Genomic DNA, 17550 nt, shown 5'->3' on the forward strand with positions numbered 1-17550 from the left:
AGAATCTACTGCAGCTAGTGTATCTGAATCGAGTTCTTCAAATGCAGGAGGTTCTTCAAGGGAATCAAGGGCTAATTTGCAGACTATTGACGAACCTATTCTACCTCCAACTAGTTAACCACTCTGCACTGCAAGTGCAGAGCTTAATATTACGGCATGAATGCCTCATGTATGTACTAACTTAAAAGTTAGAAACTATTTGTGTATGGTTCATTTAAAAAGTGTCACAACACAAAAAGAATATATCTGTGAAGTGTAAGATTTTGTTAAAAAAATATCTTATCTTATCTTTTCTTGATAAGATATTTAAAATTTATGTTGAAACGACGCACTGCAAGTGCGGGGTTTTTCTCCCAAAGTGGGACAATAAAATAGTAGAAACAGAGGATTTTGTTAATAGATCACCACAGATAGTTACAACAAATACACAAGAATTAGGAAGGACAGTAGAGAAATCAAGTCCTGCTAAGGAATTACCAAAAGAGCAAAAGACCCATGAATTACTCTCTAAAACTTTGGGAGGACTTGAGGATTCTACGGTGCAAGCTGGAAAGCCTGGTGACATTAAACAAGAAATCGTGAGGAAAAAGTTAGGAAGGAAAGCTATCTTAAAACTAGACCAGCTAAGAAAACTACAACTGCTAGAACTAATGTAAAAAAAGATGGCTCTGATGAAAATTCATAAAGTCACCAACTGTACAAGTGTAAGTAGGTATAATAGTCCTCGATGTTATGTGGGCAGGAATCTATACTATTTAACAGCCTTTCAGGCTATTTATTGGATTCTTGCCTACACGGGAATGACGATGTCAAGGGTGATATCATACTTGTTAGGGGTGATGTCGTCCCTGCGTAAGCAGGTATCTAATAACAGCTTTAGTTATTTTACTTTTTTAGATTCCTGCCTTCGCAGGGATGACATTAAGGGAAACAGAAATGATACCTCAGGGCTGTTATACCTACTTAAAACTTGTACATTTGGTAAAGTCATAAAAGTTTTTATACAATGTTGTTTGGTACTTTTCTCAAGCAAAGTTTTTGCTGGTTTTGGAGATCCGTGTCCATCAGTTTCATTTGCAGTAGATGATTATTTAAGACAAAACACAGCTTACGGGCATCTTCTATATAGTATTGATATGACCGGTACTCCTAATGGGTGTGATGCAACTGACCCACAATTTAAATTCTGTTTAAAAAATAAAGATGGTAGTCCTATAGAGTGTAAAGTTATTACTCTTAATTTAAATGATTCTAAGCGTCTTAGTGAGTTAAGCACTGATAATAATCCCGATTTAGGTGGAAATACTTTATTAAAAGATATTATTTTAACAGTAAAAATTGTCGATAAAAGATTGTGCCTAGTTATGGCTACCTCAAAAGGACAACTTCCACTAGCTTGTAAAAATACTACCACACCAGCTCCGATAGCACCACCAAACGAACAATGCCGGAATATAGGTAAAACTTGTTATATGGGTACTACAAGGAGTCAGTCATTACTTAATTTTTCTGGCTTAGCTGTAGATTGTGTAAAGGAAACTCTAGATAAAGTTTTTTTCCGTTATAGTAGCTGTGATCCAAAAAATGATCAGATTAGTTTGACTGCCCTTAATCCTTTCTCAACCTTCCAAGAATCTTTGAAAATATCTATTAGGGCGGCGTTAATATTATATGTTATGTTTTTTGCTGTTAATATGATTTTAAGCAAAGAATATGGTAATTTAGATAAAATAGCATCTTTTGTTATGAAGCTAATAGTTGTCACTTATTTTGCTACAGGTATTGGACCAGCGTATTTTAAGGGTGGAAAGGAAACTACCGAAAATGGTATGCTTCAGTATGGGTTACCATTACTCACAGAGCTTACTCCACAATTTGCTCAAATAGTTTTTAATGCTGGTGGCTCTCGAGGATTATGTGAGTACGATACTAGTAAGTATAAAGATGGGTATAAGTTTTATGCACTTTGGGATGCTGTTGATTGCAGGATAGGTTATTATTTGGGTATGGGACTATATTATAACACAGAATCCGTTTTAAACGACATTCCTAGTAGAAGTGTGCCGAACAAAAATAAAAATAATCCTGTAAACTTTAAAAAACCTGGAAATGAAGCTCCGGATGCATTGAGGAAAGTGGGAGGATTCAGATTTCTTACTGTAATGTTTGGTCTATTATTATCTGGACAAATAATAATAGTAGCATCTGGAATAATATTTTCTGTAATATTTGTTTCAATAATTTTATATTTTATAACACACTACTTAGTATGTCTAGTTACCATATATGTCATGACCTATATTTCTCCTATATTTATTCCTATGGTTTTATTTACTAGAACCAAAGCATATTTTGATGCATGGCTAAAAATTTGTATATCTTGTGCAGTGCAACCCGCAGTGGTGGCTGGTTTTATTGCCTTGTTACTTACTATGTATGATTCGGCAATATACAAGAATTGTGAGTTTATGAGGCATGACTATACGTATAGCAGTGATGTTCAGTTTAGTACTTTTGAGCTTAGATTACCAAATGCTAATACTGAGGATTGTAAAAATAGTGCTGGATATAAATTATTACGATATTATTCGGGGGAAGGTTGGGAGAAGCATCTTTTAAGTGTTTTCCCAGTTAAATCAATTGTTGTAGATGTCGTATCACTGTTAGTAGACTTACTTTATGTATTAATTTTTTCAATTATTTTTTATTATTTTTCAAAATCAATTAGTCAATTTGCTGCCGAGCTTACTGGTGGTCCTATCATGGATTCTGTAACAGCTAGTCCTACTAAGATAGTTGATATGGTTAAGAAGGGGGCAGAATTTATTGCCGATGCTGCACAAAGCTCGGGTGGAAAACCACCGCAGAAAAATCCTTTAGAAAAACCAAGAAAAGGAGGAGAAGAAGCAAAAGATTCAGGTGGTGGTGATAGTGGTGGCAAAGCTGAAGGTATGGCAGGTTCTAGTGGTGGCGGTAGCGACGGTGGTATGGGTTCTAGAGGAGGTGGTGGTATGAGTGGTGGTGGCGGTGGTTAACTTGGATATTATTGTATGAAAGGAAATTTATCAAAACTCATAATGGTATTAGGCATAGCGGCTTTAGTGGTTAGCGTTGTTATGGTATTACTTGGGATGATAGGGTCAGTAAAAATTACCAACGGTTGTCTCCTTAGATATGATGAAGACGCAAAAGGAGGTAGTACTGATCTTATTACTAATACAATCATGCTTAACGCAACAGCAAACTATACTGTTATTACCAAAACAAAACCAAATGGGTCGCTTGAAACTGAGTATGATCCTAACCGTTACGGAGAATGGTTAAATACTAACCTAGCTGTTACAAATGAACAGGAGATTAAGTTTAAAATAGACGGTAATATAAGCCTTTGCAGGGCTTATGTACCAAAGAATAATATTCAACAGCTTTCAGATTTGGATGACAATGGTAACAAAGTTGCCATTCCTAGGGTTGAAGAAACTAATGTAGAACCGCTATCCTTAATTTTTGATGCTAAAACTGATGAATGGCGAAATATAGCTGAATTGTTTGCTAACGATAAGGTTGTCATATCAATTTTGCCGGATCAAAAGAAATTGCCGGATTTGCCAAATAATATGGCTAGTGTAAAAAATATCTTTAAGCTTGTTAAGCAAGATGGTAAATTTAAAAATTTTATAGAGACAGCAGATTGTTCAGAAGGCAAAAGCACATATAGTCCATTATGTGGTAGATACTCGATATATTCCGGACAGTATGTTAGTGGTTGTAAGTGGCCGGCAAATTGTAACAATCCGAATGATTGTGTTAATATTAATCCACATGATATATGTTGGGATATAGTACAGAATAGGCATGTAGGTGACTGGCGTTGTAATTCTGATCCAGCTCATTGGTTTAGTTACTGGAAAACAATATGTGATCAGGGACCTTTTTGGGCTAATGTGATGGGGGTAGCACCAGAGCCTTATAAGGAGGATGGTTTTTTTACGTCTCCTTGGAGTGACGATACTAATAAGCTATTTACTAATTTCTACCCTGAATGTTCTAACAATTCTAGTGCTTCATCTCGTAGATGTCCTGATGTTGATCATAGCATTAAAGATAAAGCTTACATAGAAGGAGAATACCAAAATAAAAGATATTTTTGGTATTCTGCCGATGGTCCAACAGGTCTGTTATATAGAATGGATAACAGTGAGACTCCAACTAATGCAAAATCTTTAGGGACAGGCTATAAATTTGCTAAAATAATTGCTGGAAACAAAGATTATGATCCAATAAATAATAGTAGAGCTGCTAATATTAAATATCAAATCATTTATAACGATATTATAGCTGGTACAGCAAAAAGCTATTTACAATATCGTTTATGGTCAAAATATCCTGACTATAGCAAGAATACTGGTGGTTATGTGTTAAACATTAAGCAGACTAAATGTCGAAGAAGTAATGGCAATAGTTTTAATGATGTTACGTATAATCGCGGTAGAGTGCAGTATTTAATAATGCCATATAGTGAAAATCCTAACAAAACTGGTACAATTTATAGCACTAGTAATATTAAAGTGGATGATGCAGATGGTAATGCAAAAATTACTGCGAATGCCAATGGATATCTATGGATGAGAATTTACAATCAACAAGAGGATTATAAAGAAAGTTATGGTAGATATAAAGTAGAAATTCGTACCTCAGAAAAAGTTGGTAGTTTTACTTTAAATATTTTAACCCCTTTATTTGAGTTATTAAAAGGCAAAATTAAGAATGCAGCTGTGACGATTTTTAAGAATATGACTTGCTATGGTGGGGGAGTTACTACTTGTACTAACTTTTTTAACTATATAAAAGCCGTATTAATTCTTTACGTTATGTCATACGGAGCAATGTTTTTATTAGGTATGGTCAAAATCAACCAACAGGATTTGGTAATTAGGATAGTAAAAATCGCTATAGTTAGTGGGTTAATGAATGAAAGTACTTTTGAATTTTTCAATAATTATATATTTGATTTTGTAACTAATTTTTCAGATGGAATTATCTCCAATATGAGTGGCTATAGCATGTTTTCATCGACGAATAAGATAACAAATCCTTTCATGTTCCTAGATGCATTAATGAGTAAAATATTGTTCAGTAAAACTTTTGCTGGTCAAGTGCTTTCTTTAATCTCTATGGGTCTTAGTGGATTAATTTATTTTGTTATAGTATTTATTGCTACAATGATAGTAATCATCACCGCTCTTCGAGCCGTGGCAGTTTATATTATGGCATTTATGGCAATCGCTATATTAATTGGTGTAGCTCCATTGTTTCTTACGTTTATGCTATTTGATTTCACTAGATATTTATTTGATAATTGGGTGAGGTTTACTTTTAGATATATGATAGAGCCAGTAATTTTAATGGCAGGAATTATTATACTTACTCAGTTATTTACAATTTATTTGGATTTTGCAACTGGTTATAGTGTGTGTTGGAAATGTGCTTTACCTATAAAAGTTCCATTTCCTGCTATCCCAGGTCTTCCTGCGATTTTCTCTAATTTAGAGATTTTTTGTATCAATTGGTTTGTACCTTGGGGAATGGATTCTCGTTCTGGCATGATGGGTTTGAATATGCAACATTATATTGCATTAATTATGATTGCTTATGGAATGTATGGTTATGTTGAATTTTCTGGAAAAATGGTGGCAAAGTTGACTAGTACCGCTGGACCTTCTGCAACATCTATGGGGCATGCAATGTCATCGGCAATGGAACAAGGAGCTTTAAAAAAGGTTGGTTTAGATCAGGCATCTAGAGATACAATTAAGAAAGAAGCTGCCGGTAGATTAAAAGATAGGAATAAAGCAATTGATAAAGGAAATAAAGCTAGGTCAAAAGGTGATACCAAGGATAGTGATGGTAATAATAAGGATCAGAATCCAAGAAGTGGTGTTGAGAGTGGTAGTGGTAATGAAAGTGATTCTAATGTGAATCCAAAGTAATAACTGAAAATGAAGTGAATAGGATGAGAAATTTCAGGTATCTAATGTTGTTGATAGATTTTCTACTTAAAGGGCAACTGTTTATTGCCTTAGTAGTTCTATTAGCCTGTAATCCTGTCAAAGCTGATGATAGTGAGAAAGATGCTAAATTTGATTGGATGAGTTCGAGTTTAAGTGGACTTGCAGCTCTATTTTCAGCATGTCTAGAAGTACCAAAATTCAATAGTTTTCAAGAAGGTAGCATTTCTTTAGACCTTACAAAACCAAATGAATGGAATTCTACTGGTAACTATGTCAAAAAAGATAAAGCCATTAAGTTTGACTGGAGTACTAGTGGAGCTGTAAGTAGTCCAAGAAAATACCGAGTGATGTACCGTATAGATCCAAGGTTCAATAGACCACAAATATTTATTAAAACTTTTAATCATTTAACTAAAAAGTATGAAGCTACTAATTTTCCTAAATTTAAGGCAACTGATCCAACTAAAGATTATATAAGTCTAGCATTTAGCAAAATGCAGAATTATGTAGACTATTTTAATTTTGTTGAAAATCGTCAGAAAATTCTGGTAGAAAAAGGTGATGTAATAAATATAACTCTTGCAGGAGCAGGAGCAGGAGATTTTTTTAGTGTAGCTACTGACGAAGATTTTTTAAAGTCAGAGCTTGACAATAATATGTTAGGAATTCCGTCACTTTATACAAATAGCAACCTTGATAATAAAATACTATATTCAACTGCAGAAAAATTGTGTTATTCTATTGACCCCTCAAGGGATAAAGTGTGTCAGGGTACTGGAGCAAGTACCAAATATAAGGCTTTAGATAAGTTAGTATTAGTTGGTAAACCGTTAACCCAAGGTTCTATACAACAAATTATTACAATTTGTCCTGATTTTGCTAATGATAAAGATAACTCTCCAGTGTGCTTCTATGATCAAGGGAGAGGGATGAGGATACTAGTAAATAACCAAATTATAAAGAGAGAAGCGGAAAGTTTTGTATATTCTAAATTTCTAAAAAAGAGTTTCTTATATTATAAATCTGATATTGCTGGAGATTTAGATTTTTTAACTGATTGGTCAATCCAAGGCATGTTTACCTCCCTAGATAAACCTTTAATGAGTGATTGGATTGGAGCTTTTTCAGATATTAATGCACTTAGTTCTTATATTAGTAGCCCAGCTGTAGACTTAAGTAGTAGTTTTTTACATTTTGGACGCTACATTATGATGGTGGAAATAGGTAATGGTGATAAGAGTATTAGTGATGCACAACAAAAAGACATAGAAGTTGAATATGTAATAATGAAAGATGGTGGGACACCACTTGCATCGCTAGTGGGTACACAAATCAACCAAGATTTTGCAACTGATGCTGACAAAGATGGCTATTTATGGGTTAGAGTAAAGAATCCTAATAAAGAGGTAATGGGGTTAATTAAGGTAAATTATGCTAATTATACGGGGAGTACTTGGTTTTCAGATATTGTATATAACGGGGCAGTTAAACCTATTACCGATGAGTTTCATAAATTTACTATAAATTTTTATACTAAACTAACTAAAAATGTAACATTACACCGAATCATAAAAGCTGCATTGATTCTTTACGTAATAATATATGCTTTAACCTTTTTAGCGGGGGCTATTCAAATAACTGCCAAAGACTTATTAACAAGAATTATAAAAATAACTTTGATAGTAATACTAATAGGAGATGATAGTTGGAATTTTTTCAATAATTACTTATTTAATGCCTTTATTAAGGGTACTGACTATCTAATGACCAATGTAGTAGGGCTTACTAGCTCTACAGTTAACATTTTTGGTTTTATTGATCCAATATTTGATAAATATACCAATGGCAGATTTTGGGGGCTTTTATTTATACAATTACTCCAAATCCATAATGGTCTTACTTTTGTTGCTATCATAACTATTTATTCTCTGACGCTTTATTTTAGAGCTATTTTGGAAGTTATTATAGGTTACATTATAGCATATATTAGTCTTGCGGTTATGATATCTTTAGCACCATTATTCATAATTTTGGTACTATTTGAGAAGACAAAAAGCATTTTTGATAACTGGTTATCTACTTTATTTAGTTACATGATGCAACCAACCATATTATTAATATTTTTTCTATTAATAGATCAGGTGATGTCTGAACAACTTTTAAAAATTGTGGTAAGAGCATGTTGGGATAGTACGTTCATCCCAATAGAGATAGGATTAGATTTAACGCATATGAACATGCCGATTAATTTTTCGTTTAAATTACCATTTTTACCTGGGATACCTTTCTTTGCACCGGATGTTACGGAAATTAATAATGCACAGGATTTATTAAATTCTACCGGGACATTCTTGGTAATATTTACCAGTAGCTTGTTATTCTATGCTTATTGCCTAATGTGTTATGGACTTGTCGATTATGTGACTATAGTAGTTGCTCAATTAACCAACGTAACACCTGCAAGACAAGAGGGTGATTTCCAAAAACCTAATAATCCTACAAAATCTATTATGCATGATATGGAAACTGTAGCAAAACCAGTCAAGGATCTAGCTTTTGCTCCAGCTAGAATATTTAAAGATAAGGTGATAGATCAAAATTATAAAGCTAGGAAAAGTGATCTTGACGGCAAGAAAGAATATACTGGCAAAATATTTGCCTCAAGAAATGATTTAGACACTGGTGGTGAAGCAGATGGTGGATCTAATAAAAAGGAATAATTACTATTTAAGCCTAGGTTTTTATAAATGAAGAATATTTTTGCTATTTTATTAATTTCTATGTTGTGCCTTTCAGGATGTACTGGCGATAGGTGCATTGATGCAGATGATTTTGGCTTTATAAAATTTGTAATTTCTTCAAGATATAAAAAAGAAGAGTTAAGCGGACAACAACAAGATAATCAAACAGCTGCTTGGATCAATACTGGATATAATGTAAATGGTCAACCACTTACTATATTGGTAAAAACTTGGGATTATTCTAAAGGAGATAAAAACAACTCTACAGAATTATCAGCTTGGAGTGCGTGGTATGGTCAAGAAAAGAATACCAACACTTTATCTGAATTTTGTAAGAGACTACAAATATGCCAATTTATAGATGGCAGGATGTGTACTAGTAGTAAGGATGCCAAAATTAGTAATGCACCGTGTTTATTTAAAAATGGTGTAGGGCTATACATGTTAATTGCTGAGCGTGATAAAAATCCTAATCTCTCTTTGGATACACAGCGTACACCCTATGGCATTACCGCCCACCTTGGTGAACCTCTTGTTGGTTATGAACTTTATGATCTTAATAAAAGAGGGGAATTAGTAAAAGCTGGAGGAATAAGTTATCAATATGAAGGTGAGGATAAAGTTAAATACGTTCAATGCCCATTATATTTTAAGATTTTAGATAAATTTTATGATGATAATAATGGTCAGTATCGTGTAGTTATTAAATCTGGGGTCACTGACACTAGACCTGACCCTATTGAATTTTTAACGAATTTAATAAAAGCTGAGTTATTTGGTGATGGTAAGAATCATGGGCTAGTTAGGTCAATTTACGAGGGTATTATTAAAACACCAGGGTATCGTGTATCTGTTTCGGCTCTATTAACTTTGTATATTATGTTTACAGGGTTTTCTTTCCTGATTGGCAATGTTAATCTCACACATACTGAATTAATAATTAGAATAGTAAAAGTTAGTATAGTATCTACGTTACTTAGTTCAACTAGTAGCTGGCAATTTTTTCATGATTACTTATTCGTGTTTTTTATGGAAGGGGTAGAGGAAATATTACGAATAATTAAAGAAACAGCGGCTACCGGACCTGGGTCTTGGAGTATTATAGGTTTAATGATAGCCCCGCAAACTATGGCAAAATTATTTTCATTACTATTTGTCGATCCGTTAGGATTTATATATATAATTTTATTCTTGATAGCCCTTTATTTTATCTTCATGATGGTATTTAAGGCTACTATTATATATCTTACGGCACTGATAACCATTGGGATGATTATCATAATGGCTCCAATATTCATTTGCTTTATGTTATTTGGTATCACGCGTTCATTGTTTGAACACTGGTTAAGACAGCTGATTTCCTATGCACTACAACCAATTATATTATTTACTGGTATTGCTTTTATTTCAATGATTATCAGAACAGAAATATATTCTTCACTTGGTTTTGGGGTATGTAAGTATGACTTCCCAAATTTAGGTCCGATAAATGACATATTTGGTAGTATGAATGAAGATCTAGACACTAGTCTTGGAGACTCAATATTTTATTGGTGGTTTCCATCTCCAATGAAAGCTGGCAAATTTTCTAAAACAAAGGCTAATATATCAGTGCCTGTTGATCATCGCATCGATGATGGCTCACCTGATGGCAAACTATGTTTAGCTTATCAATGTATCGAAGAAAGATATGTTGAATTACCATTTTTAGATTTAGTCAAAGATGTAAGAAGAATTGATAATTTTTTCAGTGGTCACTTTGTTCAGCTGGATGGATTATTGTTAATTTTTGTATGTGTTTATTTACTAAGTAAATTTAATGATATAGCTGTTTCAAGTGCTAAATTCTTATCTAGCACCTCAGGTAATCTAACAAATTTACAAGCAATTGGACAAGCTGCTTTTGCCCCTATTCAACAGCAAATAGAGAGACCTGCAAATTATGCTTTCGGTGCTGTCAAGCAAAGGGTAGATCAAGTAACTGAGAAGGCAAGTATGTTTTTTGCCGATCAGTATGAAGATTGGATGATGGGGGGTGTAGCCCAAGAGGCACTTGATCCAAAATCAGTAAATTCGAGTGTTTTAAGTGAAGTAAAAAGAACTTATGGTATAGATTATAAAGACGTTAATGTTAAAGCTGGAAGTGATTATCAAAGAGCTATTAGCGAGGTTATGGAAACTATTAAACCTGATGGACAAGTTAAAGAATTTACTGGCAGTAGTTATTCAGAACTTAAGGATCATTTAGCAGCTCTTAAATTTGGAGAAGGTAAAAAATATGATTCTCTTAGCGAAGAGCAAAAGAAAGAACTTAATGAGTTAATGAAAACTAAAGATGGTAAGACTTTACGAGAATTAGCCAGTGATGCAAAGTTTACCAAAGATTTCCTGCAAGCTTATATGAACTCGCATCAAGAAATGTCAAAAAGAGGAGTAGGGTTATTTGGTAAGAATATAGCACCTCTCAGAAGTTGGCAAGAGATGAATAGGCGTGTTGATGAAAAGAGAGAGCTACGTGATAAGAAGCGTAAAAATATAGGAGAGAGAATATATGCTGGTTATGAAGGACTAAAACGGAAAGCTCTAACTGCTATTGTTGGTAAAGAGTTACGTAATGCTTTTGAGGGAAACCTGACTGGAGCTGAGTGGGAAGATTTTAATTATAATGACTCAAGACTTAGAACCCATAGTGAATCACTTAAGGATGAACAACGAGCTTTGGAACATCAAAAACTTAAGACACAAATCAATAAAGAAACCATTGCTATTCAGGAAGATATATCATCTCCTGAATATCTAGCTAAACTTGAATTACAGGGTAGAACAACAGATGTTGATTATTATGAAGAATTGACCAACAAAGAGCTTGCCTTCCAAGTGTATAATGCCCTTGCTCAAGGTGAAAATGATGGAGAAAATCCGGTATTAATGGGGGAAAGATTTATGCGAGAGAAAGCAACAGATGCTCAAACTCGTGAAATGATTGACAATGCCCATAAGATTGAACAAAGAATGATCGATGATGATAGATATGTACGTAGACAAGAATATTATGATGTTATGCGTGAAAAAGCTGAAGCCAATGGTGATAATAAATCTTTAGGGTATAGTAAAGCAGTACTAAAGAAAATAGAAGAAAGAAAAGAACTTATTAAGAAAGAAGTTAGATCTCACATTAATGGAATTAATCAATATCGCTTAAATGCTAAAATGCCTAAATATGAAAAAAATGATTAACTTTTTCAAAGCAAAATGAGTGCAAAATAATAGTCTCTTAGCCCTTGCCAATCACTACTATGTTACCCCGCAGGGGTTAAATATATAAACACCTCCTCTTTCAGGAGATTTTTTTAGATCCCCACCGTAGCTCCATCGTTTTGACGTTAGCACTACAATTGTAGCATTAAGTATAGCATATATTTTTTAGGTACAGCATAATCCCTTAAGCTATTGACATTTAGTATTATTAATAGTAATAAGATATAATACCAATTGCAATAATTAACGCAGTGTTATAAAATGGGTTTTTAACTGATAAAAGGTAATCAAATAGCTAGGTTAATATTACCGCAAGGTTTTGAAGGTCATGATTTTATAAAAATGATGAAACATGAGCTGCATGGTCGAAATCGTATACGTTTATTGGCGATGTATCACCTTCAATTAGGCAAATCTTTTAAAGCCATATCTGCAATAGTGAAGTCACACTGGAAAACTGTGCAATCATGGCTCAGAAGATTTAGGAATCATGGTTTTGAAGGATTATTTGAATCACAAAGAAGCGGTGCCCCTAGGAAGATTAACACTATACAAGAGTCTGCTCTTTTTGATAAAATCAATACGCTCAGTGAAAGTAAAACTGGTGGGTATATAACTGGAAAGGAGTTACATATCATGTTACTTGAGGAATATGGTGCTAAATGTGCGTTAAAAACAGTCTACAATACTATGCACCGCCTTGGTTTTAGCTGGATTACTTCTCGTTCAATGCATCCAAAGTCAAATCAAGAGACTCAAAATACATATAAAAAAACTTTCCAGATATGTTAACAGAATTATTACCAAAAAATATCGATAGATGTAAAGTTGATATATGGTCTCAGGATGAAACTCGAGTTGGGCAACAAGGTAGCTTAACTCGTATATGGGCTAAGCGTGGCACTAGACCCCGTAAAGTTCGGCAACAGCAATTCATTTCAACATATATTTATGGAGCTGCTTGCCATGATACAGGAGAAGCTTTTGCATTAATTTTACCATATGCAAACACACAGGCAATGAATAAATTCTTAGAAGACCTTTCTCGCAGTATTCAAGGCAACCGACATATAGCTTTACTAACGGATAATGCAGGTTGGCACACAGCCAAAAAACTAACTGTGCCAAGCAATATCACTTTGATACCGCTTCCGCCCTATGCACCGGAACTTAATGCAATGGAACAAGTTTGGGAATGGATCAAGAATCATTACTTGTCTAACCAATGTTATGGTGTATATGAAGATATCGTCACTATGGCTTGTTACGCTTGGAATCAACTTGCTCATAATGTAGATTTAGTAAAATCAATTATGTATAGAGACTGGATAAATACACCGTGTTAATTATTGCAATTGGTATAAGTAAATAAAATTTTATTACTAGAAATGAGTAAGCCATATCCGTATGAACTAAGAATAAGAGCCTTAAATCTAATAGAGGAAGGATTAAGTATAACTAAGGTTAAAAAATCACTTAATATTTCAAGGCAAACCTTGCATAAGTGGATAGATATAAAAAAAGGAACAGGTGATATAAAACCTAAGGAGAATTATCAAAAAGGTCACAGTATTAAGATAACCGACATAAAAGAGTTTATCGATAATAATAAAGATAAGAGCTTAAAAGAGCTTGCTAAAGTATCAGGAAAATATGCACCTACTACTATTTGGAGAGCTATTCAAAAATTGGGTTACACATATAAAAAAAACTTTTATTCATCCTAAAAGAGATGAGAATTCAAGGACTGAATTTATAGAGAAAATAAAAGATACAGCACTAAAAGATATAGTATATTTAGACGAATCTGGCATAGAGGATAATGCATGTCTTATAAATGGATGGAGCAAAAAGGGAACAAGATGTTATGGTAAGAAAATATTTCAACATAAAAGAAGGGTGTCTATGATAGCTGCTCTTTGTAATAAAGATATTATTGCCCCTTTAGTCTTTGAAGGAAGTTGTAATAGTGAGCTATTTGAAACTTATGTAAGAGATTTTTTGATAAAAGAATTAAAGCAAGGGCAAGTAGTAGTAATGGACAATATTAACTTTCATAAAAGAAAAAAGATAGAAGAGTTAATAAAATCCGTGGGAGCTAGTATTTTATACTTACCCACCTATAGTCCCGATCTCAATCCAATAGAACATCATTGGTTTAGGATAAAAAATTATATTCGTAAAACTGCCGATAATTTTACAGATTTTTTTGATTCAGTAACTTATGCATTGTCAATAGCTTAAGGGATTATGCTGTACTAATAGATTTTTGAAAATTTTTTATAAGAAATTCAATTTTTATATAGAACTTAAGATTATTTAGTCTGTCCGGCAAAACTCTATAAGTCTTATAGATAATAGGGTTTAATGGCAGAAAATAATAAAGAAATCCATAAGAAAATGTTAAAATAATGGTATGGACCTACCCTATATACAGAATGAGAAGCGTATGCTAATCTTCTAGGATAGGAAATGAATCCTAAACAACAATAAGGAGGTCCATATGGAAGTTACCACAATTGGTATAGATATTGCAAAAAGAATTTTTCAAATTCACGGTGTAGATAAAAATGGCAAGACAATATTAAAGAAGAAATTAATGAGAGAACAGGTTTTAACTTTTATGGCTAACGTACCAAAATGTCTAGTAGGCATGGAAGCTTGCGGTGGAGCTAGCTATTGGGCAAGAGAATTAATAAAATTAGGTCATAATGTAAAACTAATGGCACCACAGTTTGTTAAGCCTTATGTCAAAACCAATAAAAATGATCAAGCTGATGCAGAAGGAATATGTGAGGCAGTAGCAAGACCTAGTATGAGGTTTGTACCCATTAAAACTGTAGAGCAACAAGATATTTTATTTATTGTCCCACTTTGGGAGAAAAACCCCGCACTTGCAGTGCGTCGTTTCAACATAAATTTTAAATATCTTATCAAGAAAAGATAAGATATTTTTTAACAAAATCTTACACTTCACAGATATATTCTTTTTGTGTTGTGACACTTTCTAAATGAGCCATACACAAATAGTTTCTAACTTTTAAGTAGTACATACATGAGGCATTCATGCCGTAATATTAAGCTCTGCACTTGCAGTGCAGAGTGGTTAACTCATAGGGTAAGACAGAGATTGGTAAAAAATCGTACTGCACTTGCTAATGAGATTAGAGGGCTATTATATGAATTTGGTTTTACTATTCCGCAAGGAATCAATAAGATTATAACAAAATTAACTGAGATTTTAGACGAAGGGGATTTAAGTCAGCTAAGCTACCAAACATTTAGTGAGTTAAAAGAAGAATTTGTAGAAAATGATAAAAAAATAAAAGAGCTAGAACAACGATTAAAAATCATAGCTAGCCAGTATAGTAATCACCAACAACTAATGATGATACCAGGTATAGGTTTAATAACTGCCACAGCCTTAATAGCCTCAATAGGTAATGCTAGTTGTTTTGAAAATGGTAGGCAATTATCAGCATGGTTGGGATTAGTGCCAAGGCAACACTCTAGTGGTGGCAAAAATAAGTTGCTTGGTATTAGTAAAAGAGGTGATATCTATTTACGTACTTTGTTAATTCAAGGGGCAAGATCCATTCTGAATAGCAAGATAAGATTTACCACGGAAGAACAAAAATCTAAAAAAGATTATAGCAAGTTTACTGAGTGGATGTTTAATTTATCTGAGAGAAACGGTCATAATAAAACAGTTGTCGCGGTAGCTAATAAGCTAGCAAGGGTGGTATTTGCATTACTTAGTTCAGGTGATGATTATACCGAGAGTAAAGTTTGTAGTTAAAAAACTACTCCAAATAATTGATGAAATGACATTATAGGTAATAGAAGTTTAACAAATTCCAATCCGGAATATGCGAAGAATGATAATATTGATGGTAAATAAGACGAACCTTAGCTTACAAAAAAACTGATTTAGCTAAGGGCTATTTATAAGTCGATAAAATAATAAGTATAAGTTTGTAAGCCAGCGAATTCCATCAGGGCTATAGGATAAATTGCTTGATTTATTGTCTATAAGCCGGATACATGACTGCATTCGATTTTTTTGCTGTTATATATTATTTTTTTCTTGCATTGTTGGGTAGGTCCATACATATGCTAATAAACCTTATGGATTTCAGTCAATATGCCAATAGAAAATATTATCAAATCACAAAAACAAGGAAAACTTTTTGGTTATAAATTAAAAGAAGAATTAAACTCAAATAATAAGCTATATAAATTAAGAGAATTAATAAATTGGTCTGGTCTAGAAGAATGGTTATCAAAAAATGTTTCTATTAAGAGATTTGGTAGAAATAGAAAATGTCATAGAGTGATGCTTGGTGTAACGATGCTACAAGCAATGTATAATTTTTCAGATTCATTAGCAGAGGAAGAACTAAAAGAAAACATGTATTGGCAATATTTCTGTGGGTGGGAATATATAGAAACAGATATAGCGATGTCGGAAACTAGCATAAGAAGATTTCGTAATTTATTAGGTGAATCTGGATATAACGAGATATTAGCAGAGTTGATAAGAGTTGGAATAAGAACTAACACAATTAAAAAAAAAGATTTGGAATTGATAATTGCTGATACAACGGTACAAATTAAGAATATCAAGCACCCACATGATGTTTATTTAATGGATAAAGCTAGGCTTAGTATTGTGATGCTTTGCCAAAGTTTGGGTATAAGTTTAAACGAAACCTACGCTAGAACCTATAAGCGAGATATAATAAAGCTCTGGAAGTATAAAGAGCATAGCAAAGCCAAGAAGCGTTGGAAAATAATGAAGCATTTAAAAACGTTACTTGGTCGTTTGGTTAGAATATGTGAGCGTGAGATAAAAAATCAGAAATTAAACTTATCTATCAGAGATCAAGAAGTATTGAAAAAAGTAAAACAAATACATAGCCAATCTGTTTTAAAAAGAGAAGAGAAAAAGCAATACAAAGAACAGAATAAAATATTGTATAGTTTTCATGCCCCTGAGGTAGAGTGTATAGGGAAGGGAAAACGAAACAAGCCATATGAGTTTGGCAATAAAGTTGCGGTAGTAGTCAGTGGTCGTAGAAATTTTGTACTGTCAGCAAAATCGTTTCATAATAATCCTTATGATGGTCATACATTGCAGCAGAGTTTTGAAGCGGTAGAAAATGTAACTGGAATAAAGATAAAAAAATCGTTTGTTGATCTTGGTTATACTGGCAGCAATGTTAAAGAGAAGAGTAAGGTATATACCCCAAAAACTCGGAAAAAGTTATTGAAAGAAGACAAGTGTATGATCAGGAGACGCAGTGGTATAGAACCAATAATAGGGCATTTGAAACAATATGGCAGGATGGGCAGAAACTTCTTGAAGGGTGTGATAGGAGATGTGATCAATCCAATAATCTCTGCTATAGGTTTGAATTTACGATGTATTGCCAATCATTTACACATCATGCCTAACTCTACATAAAAAAATTATCATTAAAAAACTTGCTAAACGATTAAAAAAAATCGTTAACAATAAGCTCATGTAAAAATTTTAC

At 33.3% G+C, this 17550-nt stretch carries 11 protein-coding genes and 1 pseudogene; 11 read left to right on the forward strand and 1 reads right to left on the reverse strand.

The window, feature by feature from the left end; translation table 11 throughout:
* Positions 1 to 221 precede the first annotated feature (221 nt).
* From AAHN00_RS13480 to AAHN00_RS13520, 9 genes and pseudogenes are all read left to right on the forward strand, one after another.
* Positions 222 to 656, forward strand: coding sequence for a hypothetical protein (locus tag AAHN00_RS13480; protein WP_342271573.1), 435 nt, complete (start codon positions 222 to 224; stop codon positions 654 to 656).
* A 183-nt stretch (positions 657 to 839) separates the two neighbouring features.
* Positions 840 to 3035, forward strand: coding sequence for a type IV secretion system protein (locus tag AAHN00_RS13485; RefSeq protein WP_342271574.1), 2196 nt, complete (start codon positions 840 to 842; stop codon positions 3033 to 3035).
* 15 nt (positions 3036 to 3050) lie between these two features.
* Positions 3051 to 5990 (forward strand): type IV secretion system protein, encoded by a 2940-nt coding sequence (locus AAHN00_RS13490; protein ID WP_342271575.1) that lies wholly within the window; start codon positions 3051 to 3053, stop codon positions 5988 to 5990.
* Positions 5991 to 6037: 47 nt separating this feature from the next.
* Positions 6038 to 8731: a type IV secretion system protein gene (locus AAHN00_RS13495; protein WP_342271576.1), complete on the forward strand. Its 2694-nt coding sequence runs from the start codon at positions 6038 to 6040 to the stop codon at positions 8729 to 8731.
* Between the two features lie 27 nt (positions 8732 to 8758).
* Positions 8759 to 11989: a type IV secretion system protein gene (locus tag AAHN00_RS13500; RefSeq protein WP_342271577.1), complete on the forward strand. Its 3231-nt coding sequence runs from the start codon at positions 8759 to 8761 to the stop codon at positions 11987 to 11989.
* A 363-nt stretch (positions 11990 to 12352) separates the two neighbouring features.
* Positions 12353 to 12802 carry a helix-turn-helix domain-containing protein gene (locus AAHN00_RS13505; protein ID WP_342271578.1) on the forward strand — a complete coding sequence of 150 codons (450 nt, stop codon included), beginning with the start codon at positions 12353 to 12355 and terminating at the stop codon, positions 12800 to 12802.
* Entirely contained in the window at positions 12796 to 13356 is a 561-nt protein-coding gene (locus AAHN00_RS13510) for an IS630 family transposase (RefSeq protein ID WP_342270961.1), read from the forward strand. Before AAHN00_RS13505 ends, AAHN00_RS13510 begins: the two co-directional genes overlap by 7 nt.
* Before the next feature lie 42 nt (positions 13357 to 13398).
* Positions 13399 to 14254, forward strand: a protein-coding gene (locus AAHN00_RS13515) for an IS630 family transposase (RefSeq protein ID WP_342271579.1) whose coding sequence is annotated in 2 segments (ribosomal slippage) — positions 13399 to 13713 and positions 13715 to 14254 — 855 coding nt in all. Because the reading frame shifts where the segments join, the coding sequence is not laid out codon by codon here.
* A 259-nt stretch (positions 14255 to 14513) separates the two neighbouring features.
* Positions 14514 to 14870: pseudogene (locus AAHN00_RS13520) on the forward strand (IS110 family transposase); the annotation flags it as partial.
* Here the strand turns inward: AAHN00_RS13520 and AAHN00_RS13525 are convergent.
* A complete protein-coding gene (locus tag AAHN00_RS13525) occupies positions 14868 to 15014 on the reverse strand; it encodes a hypothetical protein (protein WP_342271580.1) in 147 nt (48 codons plus the stop codon). The pseudogene AAHN00_RS13520 and the gene AAHN00_RS13525 sit on opposite strands and share 3 nt — an antisense overlap.
* Before the next feature lie 51 nt (positions 15015 to 15065).
* Between AAHN00_RS13525 and AAHN00_RS13530 the strand changes: the two genes are divergently transcribed.
* The gene (locus AAHN00_RS13530) at positions 15066 to 15809 is read left to right on the forward strand and encodes an IS110 family transposase (protein ID WP_342271581.1); all 744 of its coding nucleotides are present in this window, start codon (positions 15066 to 15068) and stop codon (positions 15807 to 15809) included.
* A gap of 345 nt (positions 15810 to 16154) precedes the next feature.
* On the forward strand, positions 16155 to 17477 hold the full coding sequence (locus AAHN00_RS13535) for an IS5 family transposase (RefSeq protein WP_342271582.1): 1323 nt from the start codon (positions 16155 to 16157) through the stop codon (positions 17475 to 17477).
* The last annotated feature ends 73 nt before the right edge of the window (positions 17478 to 17550 follow it).

This window comes from Candidatus Tisiphia endosymbiont of Parasteatoda lunata, assembly GCF_964030955.1.
Lineage (GTDB): Bacteria > Pseudomonadota > Alphaproteobacteria > Rickettsiales > Rickettsiaceae > Tisiphia.

Excerpts from the sequence above, each read along its gene's own strand:
- AAHN00_RS13485 (WP_342271574.1), top strand. The coding sequence starts at position 840 with ATGTCGTCCCTGCGTAAGCAGGTATCTAATAACAGCTTTAGTTATTTT.
- AAHN00_RS13535 (WP_342271582.1), top strand. The coding sequence starts at position 16,155 with ATGCCAATAGAAAATATTATCAAATCACAAAAACAAGGAAAACTTTTT.
- AAHN00_RS13490 (WP_342271575.1), top strand. The coding sequence starts at position 3,051 with ATGAAAGGAAATTTATCAAAACTCATAATGGTATTAGGCATAGCGGCT.
- AAHN00_RS13505 (WP_342271578.1), top strand. The coding sequence starts at position 12,353 with ATGATGAAACATGAGCTGCATGGTCGAAATCGTATACGTTTATTGGCG.
- AAHN00_RS13530 (WP_342271581.1), top strand. The coding sequence starts at position 15,066 with ATGAGGCATTCATGCCGTAATATTAAGCTCTGCACTTGCAGTGCAGAG.
- AAHN00_RS13510 (WP_342270961.1), top strand. The coding sequence starts at position 12,796 with ATGTTAACAGAATTATTACCAAAAAATATCGATAGATGTAAAGTTGAT.
- AAHN00_RS13500 (WP_342271577.1), top strand. The coding sequence starts at position 8,759 with ATGAAGAATATTTTTGCTATTTTATTAATTTCTATGTTGTGCCTTTCA.